The organism is Paraflavitalea sp. (assembly GCF_059502485.1).
Genome location: NZ_JCACET010000008.1, coordinates 1,030,598 through 1,044,850, shown reverse-complemented (window position 1 = coordinate 1,044,850; position 14,253 = coordinate 1,030,598). Strand labels below are relative to the sequence as shown.

6 protein-coding genes are annotated in these 14,253 nt (G+C 42.8%); all 6 read right to left on the bottom strand.

What is annotated here, in order from left to right:
* Positions 1 to 2 precede the first annotated feature (2 nt).
* Positions 3 to 398 carry a hypothetical protein gene (locus AC5JBY_RS07095; protein WP_495903867.1) on the bottom strand — a complete coding sequence of 132 codons (396 nt, stop codon included), beginning with the start codon at positions 396 to 398 and terminating at the stop codon, positions 3 to 5.
* Positions 395 to 4,918, bottom strand: coding sequence for a DUF6443 domain-containing protein (locus AC5JBY_RS07090; protein ID WP_495903866.1), 4,524 nt, complete (start codon positions 4,916 to 4,918; stop codon positions 395 to 397). Before AC5JBY_RS07090 ends, AC5JBY_RS07095 begins: the two co-directional genes overlap by 4 nt.
* Before the next feature lie 18 nt (positions 4,919 to 4,936).
* Positions 4,937 to 7,921 carry a hypothetical protein gene (locus AC5JBY_RS07085; protein ID WP_495903865.1) on the bottom strand — a complete coding sequence of 995 codons (2,985 nt, stop codon included), beginning with the start codon at positions 7,919 to 7,921 and terminating at the stop codon, positions 4,937 to 4,939.
* Positions 7,922 to 8,117: 196 nt separating this feature from the next.
* Positions 8,118 to 9,563, bottom strand: coding sequence for a RagB/SusD family nutrient uptake outer membrane protein (locus AC5JBY_RS07080; RefSeq protein WP_495903864.1), 1,446 nt, complete (start codon positions 9,561 to 9,563; stop codon positions 8,118 to 8,120).
* 11 nt (positions 9,564 to 9,574) lie between these two features.
* Positions 9,575 to 12,649: a SusC/RagA family TonB-linked outer membrane protein gene (locus AC5JBY_RS07075; RefSeq protein ID WP_495903863.1), complete on the bottom strand. Its 3,075-nt coding sequence runs from the start codon at positions 12,647 to 12,649 to the stop codon at positions 9,575 to 9,577.
* Between the two features lie 711 nt (positions 12,650 to 13,360).
* Positions 13,361 to 14,218 (bottom strand): hypothetical protein, encoded by an 858-nt coding sequence (locus tag AC5JBY_RS07070; protein ID WP_495903862.1) that lies wholly within the window; start codon positions 14,216 to 14,218, stop codon positions 13,361 to 13,363.
* Between the last annotated feature and the right edge of the window lie 35 nt (positions 14,219 to 14,253).

The window sequence follows — 14,253 nt, the reverse complement described above, 5'->3', positions numbered from 1 at the left end:
TTTTAACCTGGCACCCAAACCCAAAAAGATTTTATTACTCCAAATTGATCCACAATAATTCCCAGCTCCTTATTACCAAGAGCATTACCACCAGCATAGTTTGTTAATCTGTATCGAAAATATCTTTCATTGCCACTCACATTGGCAAAGTTTGCTTTTCCAAAGAAATTTTGGTACACATCCCACCTCTCACCTTCCAGCTTGCAAGAAGCTTTAATGCTTTGTACAGCTAATAATCTAAAACCAGTATCGCCTATACTATCCTTCTGCCAATACTCAGCATATCTCGCCAAAAAAGACGAGCAGGATATTGGACGATCTTTATGCACTTTCTGCGTTGAACAACTAAGGCAACTATAAAAAAAAAGCACCGCAAAAACTGCATTGTAACGGTTCATTTTTTGTTTTTTATTTTTATTGCGGACTCTTTCTTAAAGTTTTCCATCTCTTCTTCCGTGTTAAAAATTGTGTCTGTACCCGGGAAATAATAGTTAAAGTTAGGCTTACCTGGCCTCCATAAAATATTCCTTGTTAACCCTAAACCATCGATATCCTGGGGAGTCACTTTCATATCCTTCATTTCAAAAATTTCATTCCCTGGAATCCACATGATTGGTAATATACCATTCTGCTTATGATGCAAATGAGTTTTATCGTCGGAAAAATCTGGTTCACCAACGGTTTGCATGAAGCCCATCATATGCCCTATTTCATGTCCAGCAACTTTCTTATCAGTCGCTCTCCAATCTGCTAAATTTAGCATTCCTGAATTTCCACCAAAAAAAGATCTCAAACCGTTGGCATCATCAGTTATTTTCATAAAATTCACACTTTCATCTCTATTTTTCCGAGCTATTTCGACAACATTATCCATACTTTTAGCCTCAACAGTAAAATTAAACTTAACGTCATACGTTTTTTTATTAGCCCCGACCGTAGGTTTTACTTCTATCGTATTCCCTTTTTCATCAACATAGGTTACAGTGTTCCATTGAGCATTTAAAGCTTCTTGTATTTCACTTGCCAGGTCGCTTGTTGCACCATATCCGTATATGTATATCGTTGCTGATACTTCTATATATTCTTTACCATTTTCGTCTTTTTTAAGAGTAACTTTTACACCTCTCCCATCGGGATCAACAAACATTAAGGGATTATTAAGTGCATAATTATATGGTGAAAGTGACGCATATTTTTCAGCCAAAGGGTCAACATTGTGCCATCTACCAATTTGTGGGTCATACATTCTGGCTCCGTAATCATACCACTCCAATCCACTACCATCACTGAATTCTTTCTCCTGTTTCTCCTTACCGTTGTACTCATACTTGTTATCCAACTTGCCAACAGCTTTGGAACTAATACCTGCCATCGTCAGCCCAAACGGATAATAATGCGTTTCTTCGATGACAGGGCCGGTCGTATGCTTTATACTCAGGTTATCAAAGAACACATCCCAGTTCTGAGTTTCATTGCTGACATAAATGTACAAAAATCCGTTTTTAGTCATTGAGATGTCCGAATACCCTATGGGCTGTACACTGTTGGCCACCCCTACAACCTGGGCACCGCTACTAGCAGCCACGTATTTCAATTGCTCATCCAAAAGTATCCAGTTGAGGTAAGCCTTGGGTTTGCCGTTGCCTGCCTGGGATGTTTGCTTATCGACTATAAAATCACCGACAGCAAGCGCCACAGGCCCCGGATTACTACTTAATTGTAACAGTGTTCCTTTACTTTCTCCCGCAGCTCCGACGATTCCTCCAGCCAGGGAAGAAAGTATGTTAGGAACCAGGTTAGTACCATCATTATAGCTTCCCCCGTTGCGATAAAAATGAGATGCACTGATATCAATTTTATCTCCACTCATTACTTTGAGTACAATAGCCGGCCCTATCTTATTACCATTACCATTTACCAGGTCTACTATGTCATTGGGGTTGGTAACAGGCACGGGGTCGTTGGGATAGCCGCCAGGAACCGCTGCTTTGGCTATAGCTGTTTGGGGTATGTTGTAAAAGAGTTGTTCCTCGTCCGTTCGGTAGGCAGTTTCCATCGAAGCGAGGTACTGCGTAGTATCCGTTTGTTCAGTAAGCACCATGCGCACATTCCCAAGATGATCTTTCAGAAAGTAATCATACTGGAACTGGTATGCATTATCTCCGTTGGTGAAGTACCTTTTTGCGTAACGCAACCTGCCTTCTTCATGACTAATGAATTGTAATATATCGTCTTCATAAACAGCACCAACATGGTAATAGGTATATTTGACAGGCTTACCAGTTTCACTTACTTTTTTGCTTAGTTTAATACCCGCTGCATCGTATGTATATTCAATACTTCCTTTACCATTGACTTGTATCAGTTGAGGCAAATTCAGATGATTATAGGTAATACTGGTAATACCTTTATTGGCGTCCGAGATCAGGTTGCCATTATCATCGTATTGATAATCGATAGTATTCGTATTTTTCGTACCTGTATAATGAAAGTCTCCCAACTTTGTATCAGGCACATTATTGTCATCTGCCACTTGTTTTAGCTGATTGCTATTATTATCCTGCTTGTATTCGTAATGCAATGCATCTATAATCACATCGGCGTTGAAAGGCGTAATACCATGTTGCTTCATACTGCGCAAGTTGCCATTTGCATCATACTTAATCTTATAATTGTTATCAGAAAATCCCTCAACAGTAAAATTGGCATCACTGGTATTCCAGGTACCGCCGCTGGCAGCCGCCGTGTTTTGCGTAAATGTTGCTTTTTCAAAACGACTGACCGCATCATACTCAAAATCATACTTACGCCTTACTGCATCGCCCTTACTTTTCCAGATAGTACCCGCAACATTGCCATTGTATTGTGTATTGTAAAAACTAACAGAGCCTGGAGTAGTAGCCGTTTTGTCATAGGCCAGTTCAAATCCGAAGTAATTATCGGTATATCCATCAGCCCCCTCATTAAGCAGGTATTTACGGTTGGCGCCCAGTGTCCACCCTCTTACATTATAATCATAGGTTAGGCTTGCCAAGGGATTGCCACCAGCTCCACCTGCGGGAGCCAGCTTTTTTATTTTCAGCTGCCCCAATGCATCGTATTCGTTGCGGGCAATTATCTGTTCTGGCTTGCTTACTGTCTGACCATTAATAGTACTATTGACTGCTTTTCTCGTTGTAATCAGGCGACCCAAATCATCATACTCAAGCTTTGTAACCACTATATTGGTATGGTTGGTAAATGCACCTTTATTGATCACCACCAATGGCTTGCCAGAAAAGTTGTATTGCGTGGTAGCCACATCCGTTCCTGCGCCACTGAGGTTATTGCTTTGGGTTTGAATAATTCTTCCCTTGTCATCATAGATATTAACAGCACTAAGGAAGTATTCTGTACCAAGTATACGCGCAAATGTACCGGTAACGAGACCGTTAACTTGTGTGGACTGGGTCATCGGTTCGGCCCAGGGATATGCTCCATTAACAGGTAGCAGATAGCTGTCGTAAGTGGTGACCCTGTTACTGCTGATCTGAGGAGAGCCACTGGTTGCCATCCAATCATAATCATCATAAAAAGTAACGGTATAAACACTTTGCCAAACCTGATAGGGGTATGTTTGTGTAAGGGTATAGCCGATATTAGAGTTATTTCTGGTTTCGTAACGTATCTGCCAGATTTCAGCTTCTTTCACATGGGCCATCATTTGGACAAGGCTTGTGTTGAAGGGGTCATGCTGACTACCAGTAACAACAGGGCGATTCAAAGCATCATACTTAATATAAAGCCAGTTGTGGTTTATCCGTAAATTAGCATTCTGCGTCAGGATGAGCCTGTCCCATCGGTCGTACACCATATATATATCTCCCGCTGCACCAGGTACTTTTTTCATGATCATGCGTCGACGATGATCATACTCGTAACGTAAACACTGCTCATTAAGAATGAGGCTACTATTCCATGTGAGCGTCCAACTATTGGCAAGCAATAATTCCACTCCCCTGGGCTGGATTACCAACCTCAGATTACCCAGATCATCGTAGATATAATAAGTACAGAGCCAACCAGAATAATCAGTACCGCTACCATTATCTGCAGTAGCGGACAGTTGTACTTTCTTAAGGATCACCTGTCCTTTTTTATCTTTAAACTCAACTACCTGCTTATTATGCTCATCGACGGAGATGTTTTTGTAAAGCTCTCCCGGATTGTAGATTCCCGCCAAGGTATAAGATCCCCAACCTGTTCCAACACCACCAGGTGCATCGGTGACAGTCCAGCTTTTCACATCATCTATGCTGGTGTTGAGATAATACTTGCTTTTTATTGAATGGCGGTTGGCCTCACTACCTTGCGACGCAGTACCTACCCAATTGGCTCCAGCTGCAAAGACCTCTTGCACCCGGTTAAGCGGCGAGGACTCAAAATTGGTTTGGCCATAAGCCCAGTTTAGATTGCCCCCAACATTGGTCTCTCCTGGTTGGCCGCTCAACTGTGTATTATAGAACTGGATCTGTTGCTGAAAAGGATCCAGCTTAAATAGGCCGTCTGAACTATTGGCGCCGAAGGGAATATATTTGTATTTTTCACGGCTAAATTCATCATAGACGACTGCCGTTACCAGGTCTACCGCACTTGCTGAAGATGTAGGGGCATTGGGGTTGGTAGCCAAAGAACCTTTTTTGATAATGGTTTGCCATGGCCGGCCTAAACCATCAAAATATGCAGTAGTTTGTCGTACATCCTCGAGGTTACGACCTGGGAGTGTCGCCGGGTTCTGCTCCGGCGCCAATGCTTCCCAGGTTCGAACGTAGTTAACTTTTATGTTGCTATTATGAGCCGCCGGCGGTGTGACGGGAGTTTGCGCTTGTGCAACTGTTTGTAGCAATAGCAAACTCAGTATTATAATAATTTTACTCATGGTTGAGCGGATAAGGAGTTATTGGTTATAATTTTTCTGGAATTGGTAGTCGATGGTTTTGAGTACATTTTTGTTTTCATCCCTGACAGTCTTTAACCGCCCAAAAGCATCGTATTCATAATAGGTAATGCGGTTGTTAACATCGCATTGACTCGTCATACCAATCAAGGGATCATAAGTATAGGTCGTCATCTGGGCACCTTGTGGCATAAGACGTACTTCATCCATGATATTGGCGGCTACTTCGATATTTGTAACATTGTTAAGCACACGTTCATAATATTTCCACAGGCCTCTGATTTTTATTGGTTGAGTCATGAGTTGTCCATTGATCCAGGTATCGGCAGTACCCCAGACTCCTACAACATAGTTTCCGGAAGGAACTGTTTTAAGGATTACTCCACTAAAAACCTTCTTTCCTGTAAGCGGATTACCATTGTCAAGAATAGTAGATCCAGGGTTCATGGTCCAACCGCCCCACCCATCAGCTTCGAAGGATGTGTAAGCAATGTTTACTGGCTGTGCATTTATAACTTCAGCTATTGGCAGGCCTTTTTTATAGTCATATATGTATGATTGCCTAATATTCTGTGACTTCGACATATCCAAAATATTACCATCAGCATCGTATTGGTGATAAGTGAATTTTTGCTCCAGGGTTGCTCCTATGCCAATAGCTTCCTTTATCTGATCAATCTCAAAAAAGGAATTGTACCATTTTAAAAAAGACATCTCCCTTATCCGGTTAAGATTGCCTGCTGTATAATATTCTTCTCTGACAGGCGTAACAATATTACTATCTGTCATATCCTTCAAGATAGCATTTAACGGAAAATTGAAATTGTACGTAAAGCGTTGCTCTTCAACCTGTGTTCTGGAATTAGTATTCACTACTTTCGAAACATAATTCCTTACTGCATCATATGCTATATCCACCTTAACTACTAATGAATCAGTATAGTTGTAAGTAGAAAACTCTTTGGACACTTCCTGCACTTTCCGATATATTGCCGGTACAAGCAACATATTCTGTGCTATCATTGTATATTTATTTTGGGCACAAAAAGAGTAAGGAGCAGGATCATTTTCATAGTAATAGAAGCCGGTAAATATGATTGGCCTTGGCAACCCATATATATACTCTTTTAACGTATCAATGGCTATTCTTTCGTAATTTGTTCTCGTAGACCGTATTACGGTAACAGAGTCATTAACACAGTAATCTGTTTTAGTTAATAAGCCATAAGCAGTAGCATCCAAATTGCTTGCACCAATGTAATAGTCTTTTTGATAAAGCTTTTGACCGCTACCTATGCTTTCCGTAACAACATATGCATAAAGCGTGGAAAACACACCTGGTATTTCACTTTCCGAATTCAATGAATTGATAGGACAATCAGGAGCATCGGGACTGTATTCGTTTTCGCCTGCGCACAAAACCCAGTCCATCCTAACGCCATTTTGAAGGCCAGCATAATAAAAAATTTTCTTATTATAGACCTTTCCGTCGACATCAATGTCCTCGATTTGTTTTATCCTTATACCAGGCACAAAATAATCATAGCCACCTTTTGTTTCCTTATTGGATTCGTAATAGAATTTTGTTTTACCTCCCGTAGGATATTGTATTTCATTCAGTGTCCCGTTTGCAATAACATGATCATATACCTGCCGATTGGCTATCTGGCCGGTATATCCATACAAAGCGGCATTAGGGCACCCTATAAGCGATAAACCACCTTGTCCATTATTATAACCAAAAATATCTCTGCCACCAATATCCATGAAGCTACTGTAAATCTCTGCTTCATAAGAAAAGCCATATTCTTTTACAACATTATTATCACTTCCATATTCTCGATATTTAGATAGTTTAAGTTTGTTATTACCAAATAACGCGTGCTCAAATGCAATCTTTTTTATTTGCTGTCCGCTATGATTGGATTGTACCCTGATTGCTGATAGCTTTTTCTTCCAGGCAGCCAAGTTGGTATCAGTAGTATAATCGAAAAATACGGTAACGTCCTTAGTTTTGATCTTGGAAATCAACTGTACAGTATTGCTATAAATGGGTTGGTTAGTGATATATTCATTCGTACCGCAACCACAATTATTAAATCCTGGCCCTCCAGTACCTCCTCCCATATTCCGTTTTACAAATTTCTGAGATTCGATTACCTGATAGGAATATTCGTATTCTTCATATTCGAATACAATGGAGTCTTTATGTGGTGTTATTATTTTTATGAGCTTCCATGCTACACGTGCCGCCATAGCATTAAATGCCTGTGCATAGTATTTACCATTATGCTGCACACTATTATAATCGTATTTAGCCCCAAAAAAATATTTGACCCCTTTATCATCTACGATCATAAAGCTATCCAGGTGATTATTGAGTTTTTTGATCTTTACCTTACTGTGTTGCTTATCAGGATAAAAGTTACCGGTTTTAGTAAGGATCATTCCATCGCTTATACCTGGTAAGGTATAGTAGTAATTGTCTGCCGAAAAATCCCTTATCCCGCCTGCAATCTCTTCGAACAAGGTTTGATTATTGTGTGAAGTTGAGTGCGCATTGATGTTGTTTATGTAAGATGGATCCAGGCGGTATAAATTATTTATGAGATCATCTTCATCTATCAATCCATTTACCTTCCTGTTTATACTTCCGCCAACATTCAGGGACCATTTCAGTCCCACAGAAGAATGCACATCATCGAATTTAACGCCTGAGGCCTGGTAGCTAATACTTATAGGTACTGAGACACCATCAAGTGCGACTGTATATAAATTAAACTGGATATCCGGCAAACCCGATCCAGTGTTAATGGGTATGTTACCATAAGCCCCCAGCGAAGCATTTTCGGGGATTCCTTTAAGTACATTCCTGTAATCAAAGCTATAGCTGAAAGCATCGTTGTTAATTCCAGGTTGCGCATGCAAGACGAAGGAGTGGCTAATACAACACAGCAAAAGGAGAATAAGTCTGGTTTTCCTCATAGCGATCTTAGTTTAAGGTAAATGGTTAGACCATGAATTTATGTAAATCGCCCGATCAAAAAAAGAACAAACCGATATTCGCGCAGAATCAGGTATTAAGTGTGCAGGTTTGGGCCAAATTCGTGCAGGGGCAGTAACAAAAATGCCCCCGCTATCGCGGAGGCATTTTCTTTTATTTCTTATGAAACCCTTCCTGCTATGGGTTTGGCTGCATGTTGGGGTTAGCATTCAATTCAGCACGCGGGATGGGCAGCTGGAATTTAGGGCTTCCTACCGGCAGGTTGAGAGCAGAAGCCGGGGGCAGTGATCCTCCGCCACTGGCCTGATCACCTGAGTTGGGACGCGCAACAGGCAGATTTAGCCTTTTCAGGAAGAACAATCTGTCGCCTTCACCAAACAGTTCCAGCCTCCTTTGTTTGTAAATCTCGTCCAGCAGTGCCTGGCCTGTGAGGTTCAGGTTAACAAAGCCTGTATAGCGACTTGCCATCAGAGTATTGAGGTCGGCAAGGGCGCCCACCGGGTTGGCATTCTTGTATTTCGCCTCTGCCCTGCTCAACAATACTTCAGCTGTTCTAAGCACTTTACAATCAACAATGTTCAAACGCCCAGACAACCGGCGGGCATATTTGATCACATGGTTGTAAGGTGTATTGATGTAGTTACCTGTCAGGAAATACGCTGCTTTCCTCACATCATTTGCTGCATATTGTGTGAACAATTCATATACCGGTGCAAATTCGGAGCGGTATTCATTGTTAGTAAGCTGCTCATATTGAACTCCGATCGTAATATTATCCTTCTCCGTCATGCGGATCTTAAATAACACACCCTCTTCTTTATCGTCAACCCATATGTCTTTGAACGTAGTAAGCGTCCCCAAATTACTGTTGTACTTTAACGAGCTATCGGCCCATTTGGTAGTGTTGGCCCAGTCGGCCATATGTAAGTAAACCCTGCTCAACAAACCTGCTACCGCTGCCCTGTTGAGGCGCATTGTTTCAAAAGTTTGCTCTTTATTCAGAAGGTTTATTTTGGCATAGGCCAAGGTAAGGTCATTGACAATTGAGTCATACGTAACTTTCAACACAGGGCGGGCAGGCTTCAGCGAGAAATCAATGCCTGTCAGGTAAGGCATACCCAGGTCGGTGTTTGGATCTGAATTCGCATAGATCTTCGAATAAACCCTTGCCATATCGAAATGCACAAGTGCGCGAACAGCACGGGCTTCTGCTTCTGCATTGTTTTTAAAGGCTCCATCCGGCAGGTTATTAATATTGGTTATAATACCATTAGCGCGTCTGATGATATTATATCCATTTCCAAATAATCCAGAAGTAGCTTCTGCCGTGTACTGCCACAAATAATAGTTGGCCCCTGTACCACGTCCCGTTGAGTTTCTAATAAGGTTGTCTGCCACCAGATCGCCGAGTACAATCCATTCACCGCCGGTGTAGGAACCAGAAGTAACAAACCCTTTGTACATACCCCGTATTGCGTTGGTGAAATCGTTTTGTGTAACAAATGCCTGGTCTACCGGCAACTGGTTATAAGGATCCAGCTCCAACCTTTCTTTTTTGCAGGAGGTGAATAACCCTGTAGCCAAGGCTAAGGCCGATGTATATGTTAATATCTTATTCTTCATGTTTTGTTAGTTTAGAAAGTGACTTCAATACCTACTGACATTGTTCTTACCTGGGGATAAGAATAGAGTTGTCCAAGCCCCGGCACCGTGTTTAAAGATTCACCGTTACCAAGACCTACTTCAGGATCTCCTTTGTAGTTGGTAATGGTGAACAGGTTCTGTCCAGACACATACAATCTAACATTCTGTGTTTTTATCTTCTTCGCGATGTCAGCCGGGAGTGAATAGCCTAACTGGATATTGCGGAAGCGGATGTAGTCACCTTTCTGTAACCACTGATCGGTAACCTGTGAGCCAGGGTTCCAGGAAGCCAGCGGCCTTGGCAGGGAAGCTGTCTGTCCGGCTGTTTTCCAATAGTCAAAAGCGCGTACATCCATATTGTAGCCACGGTTTTGATATACGTTCAGGCGGTCTCTTTCCTGGTAGTTGTAGATATAGTTGCCACCGGAGTAGTAGAAGTCGGTAGTCAGTGAAAAGTTCTTGTAAGATACATCGACGCCGAAGCTACCATAGTAGCGGGGATCGGGCGCTTTGTTGTCCAGGAACACAGTATTGTCACCACTATAAGTGGTAGTGATCTTACCGTCTTTGTCGAGGTATTGTGGTGCGCCTGTTTGAGGATCAACACCTCCCCAACGAACGAGGTAATAGTTATAGAATGGTTTTCCTACCGATAAGCGGGCAGTAGTTACTGTAATGTCCTGATTATTGTACAGCTCAGTTATTCTATTACGATTGAAAGTACCACTTGCCCTTACTGTAAGTGTCAGGTTTTTATTGCTGATCACATCGAAAGCTGCAATGGCTTCAATACCCTTATTTTCCATTTCACCAATATTCTCCAGCCTTGTACCGAAACCATTGGTTTGTGAGTAAGGCACGTTCAGCAGCAGGCTCTTGGTTTTTTTGTTGTAGTAATCAACCGAACCTCTCAGGCGTCCTTTGAATGCTTCGAATTCCAGGCCAATGTTATAGGCCTCGGCTTTTTCCCAAGTGAGGCTATCATTGCGTACCTGCTCTGGGAATGTTGCCAGCAGATCTGAATAGGAGTTCACTGAATACAATTCGTAGAAACGGTAGTTACCAATGCCGAAGTTACCGGTGGTACCGATAGAACCTCTCAGCTTCAGGACATTGATAAAATCAACTTTAGAGAAGAAGTTTTCCGATGCAATGTTCCAGCCGAGACCTGCACTCCAGAAAGTACCATATTTATTGTCATCACTGAACCTGGAGGAACCATCACGCCTGATCGATGCGTTTGCAAAGTATTTATTATTGAAATCATAATCGGCCGTTGCAAACAGCGAAGCCAATGTCCAGTCGGTACGGGCTGTACCGTAGGATGTATTGGAGGCACCGGAATTCTGTGTAGTTGTGCTTGGAGAAGCGAATCCCTTCGAACCCATGGTATAGCTCTTGAACTTATCGCTGGTATATTCAGTACCGATCAATACACGCACATTGTGATCATCGGCAAAGGTATTCTGATAAGTGGCTGTGTTGGACCATACGTAGTTAAAAGTCCTGCTGCCATTGTCAATCTTGGAACCGGGGGCTAATGGATCACCCACTACCTGATCGAGGTAAGAACCGGGCCTTATGAATGATTCCCTTTCAAAAACGTTGTAGGTCAAACCGAGGTTGGTTTTCAGGGTAACATTTTTAATGAGTGACAGTTCAGCAAACATATTGGAAACGCCCATTACTGTCCAGGTATCTTCCGGATTGTTCTCGATGGCTTCGAGGATCGGGAAACCCGCGAAGAAACCAGTCAGGTTGTAGTTGGAAGTACCTGCCAGGTAAGGAGGTTCGTACGGGTTGTAGGCGTACATGGCATAGAAGGGGCTTTGTGCGTTGTAGCGATCACGCAGGAGTGAGTTTTGCGTATAGGCTACCGTTAAGTTGTTACCCACTTTTATCCAAGGCGTAGCCTGGTATTCGATATTGATACGGCCTTGTGTTCTGTTGAACTTGGAGCGCAGACCAATACCTTCTTCATTATATCGTTGCAGGGACATGTAATAGCGCAATTTTTCCGCACCGCCACTGAGGCTGATCTCATGAGTCGTTACTGGTGCATCACGCAGCAGGATGTCCTGCCAGTTGTTGTCGCCATTCACTTTGATCGCATCATCGATCACCAGGTCGAGCTGTTGTTGGGTGAGGTTATAAAAATTAGTGGTTCCCACAGGCAGTTGCCCCGCTGTTACGAGTCTTGCCATAGCGGCTCTGGCATATGAGTTACCGTTGGCGCCGTTGGTAGCGCCAGCATCTTTACCGATGTTGTATTCCCACTGAAACTTTTGACGGGAGTTCATCATGTCGTAATTGTCTGGTGTTTTGGACTTTACGGCATAGTTGAAGCGATAGGTAAGCTGAGGTTTACCCGCCTTACCTCTTTTAGTAGAGATCAGGATAACGCCGTTGCTGGCGCGGGAACCATAGATGGCCGAAGCAGAGGCATCTTTCAGTATGGAGATGTTTTCAATATCGTTCGGGTTGATGGCATTGAGAATATCGGCCGTTGTAGGCACACCATCAATTACATATAACGGGTCGGAGCTGGCGTTGATGGAACCGGTACCACGGATACGAACATAGGCATTGGCGCCTGGACGTCCGTTTACGGAAGTGATCTGAACACCGGGCGCTTTACCCTGCAGTATCTGGTCGATGCTGGCGATGGGAATACCGGTTACTTCTTTTCCACCAACGGTGGCAACAGACCCTACCAGGCTTGATTTTTTTACGGAGCCATAACCTACTACTACCACTTCCTGCAGATTGCTTTCTGCAGATTTCAGTTGTACAGCTATGGTTGATTCTGAACCTATCGACACTTCCTGGGTAGCTTGTCCGATAGCGGAGATCACTAAGGTTCTTGCAGAAGCCGGTACGTTGAGGGAGAAGTCACCGTCGGCATTGGTGGTGGTGCCTGTTGAGGTACCCTTGATGGTTACTGATGCATTTTGGACCGGTACGCCTTTGTCGTCCGTCACCTTACCGGTGATGGTACGGCTTTGGGCTAATACCTGTACAGTCAGCATGAGTATGCTCATGGCGAGCAATAGCATTTTTCTCATGTACAATTAATTTTTGTTTGTTTAGTGTTAATGGAAAAGACGCTACCTCAGGTAGCAGTAAGCCACCTGTGCAGTACGTTTATAATGATTATTGACAGCCTCTTTTTGCCACTAACGGATCAGCTAATAACAAGCACATTTATGGTTATGCGCTTGCATTCCTGCTCAGTCAGCAACAAGGGGAGGGGTCAATAAGATTGGTTGAGATTTCTGCCTTTCGTATAAAAGCAGCAATGGGCATACGTTTCGCTTGTGGTCAAGCCATGCCTGTTTACCGGAGGAAACCTTGGGCAATAGTTTTTTTCTCATACTTGTGACTAATCGTTCAAACGAAACCGGCCATTAGCTGGCTTACATTTTTATTGGACAACAAATATATAGTGTCCGCTGCTTACAATTTTTAGTTTTAATGTCATAAAAGACAGAAGTGGTTTTTTAGTCGACAAACAGCCATGGCTACCCGCCTTTTCGTATTTGTGCTAAAACATTCTGGATCAAATGAAAATGCTCCTGGCAAAAGAGCATTCTTATCACATTCTTATCTTGTTATTTTTTTGATCGTTTATTTTCTATTCAACTTTTTTTGTGGCAAGTCATAGCTCATTTGTCTCAATCTTTGTTGCACAAAGCATGACTGGTATGGGCATAAAAAAACATTGCGGGGATAAACCCCGCAATGTTTTTTTAGCGATTTAACTATTCGCTGATAATCTATTTTCCTACAATCATATCAAACTCTTGTTCGTAGAAGGCTGCGCTTCCCGGAGCTGGATAGTTGTTTACAATGATATCTACGTACAGGGTGATCTTGCTGTTGCAGGCAGAGAATTTGCTCACTTTGCCTGGTGAAGTGCGGATCATGAATGGCTGACCTGCAGCATATTCCTTATTGGTTTGTTGCAACGGAATGTTCACGATCGTGTTGTTAGGATCAGACCAATCGAACTCGATGTTTACAGCTCCGAAGTAATCCCACAGGTTAGCGATTGTACCGGTAGCTTTTTTAGTAACGCCTGCCGGATGAACCAGGCCAGCAACGGTTACGCTGTAAGGTCCATAAGAACCACCGCCTTCCATAGTACCAGGATAGGTGCCGTTCATTACTGTGATGGCTGAGATATCACCATCGAAGCAAGGACCGCGCATCAACAGTTTGTATACGTTGTTGGCGAGCAGGGGATCGATACCAGACTGGATGGTAAATACCAGGGTATCTTTGCGACCGCCCGTGTATTGACCATATACACCTTTAACGGTGATCGTTCCTTCTGTTTTACCAGCAGGGATGGTAACGGTATTGCTTGTTAAAGTGTACTGCGTGCCAGCCGTTGCACCTGTAGGAGAAGTAACGGTAAAGTTGATCGTTCTGTCAGCATCTGAAACAGTAGTAGTACCCAACTTGATCGTGAAATCAGGAGGAGTAGCAGTCAGGAGCTGATAAGTGCCACCAGTAGCAAAGTTAAAGTGAGCTTGTGCCGGGGGTATGGTTGTTTTTTCTTTTTTACAGCCAGCTACCAGGTAGCCCAAACCTGCCAGCAGCAGTAAAAAACAACTTATTCTTTTTATCATAATAAACGATATTGATATTATTAAATAAGTATCAG

What these genes read in the sequence shown, in the direction of transcription:
- AC5JBY_RS07095 (WP_495903867.1), bottom strand. Translation starts at nt 398, where the DNA reads ATGAACCGTTACAATGCAGTTTTTGCGGTGCTTTTTTTTTATAGTTGC.
- AC5JBY_RS07090 (WP_495903866.1), bottom strand. Translation starts at nt 4,918, where the DNA reads ATGAGTAAAATTATTATAATACTGAGTTTGCTATTGCTACAAACAGTT.
- AC5JBY_RS07085 (WP_495903865.1), bottom strand. Translation starts at nt 7,921, where the DNA reads ATGAGGAAAACCAGACTTATTCTCCTTTTGCTGTGTTGTATTAGCCAC.
- AC5JBY_RS07080 (WP_495903864.1), bottom strand. Translation starts at nt 9,563, where the DNA reads ATGAAGAATAAGATATTAACATATACATCGGCCTTAGCCTTGGCTACA.
- AC5JBY_RS07075 (WP_495903863.1), bottom strand. Translation starts at nt 12,649, where the DNA reads ATGAGAAAAATGCTATTGCTCGCCATGAGCATACTCATGCTGACTGTA.
- AC5JBY_RS07070 (WP_495903862.1), bottom strand. Translation starts at nt 14,218, where the DNA reads ATGATAAAAAGAATAAGTTGTTTTTTACTGCTGCTGGCAGGTTTGGGC.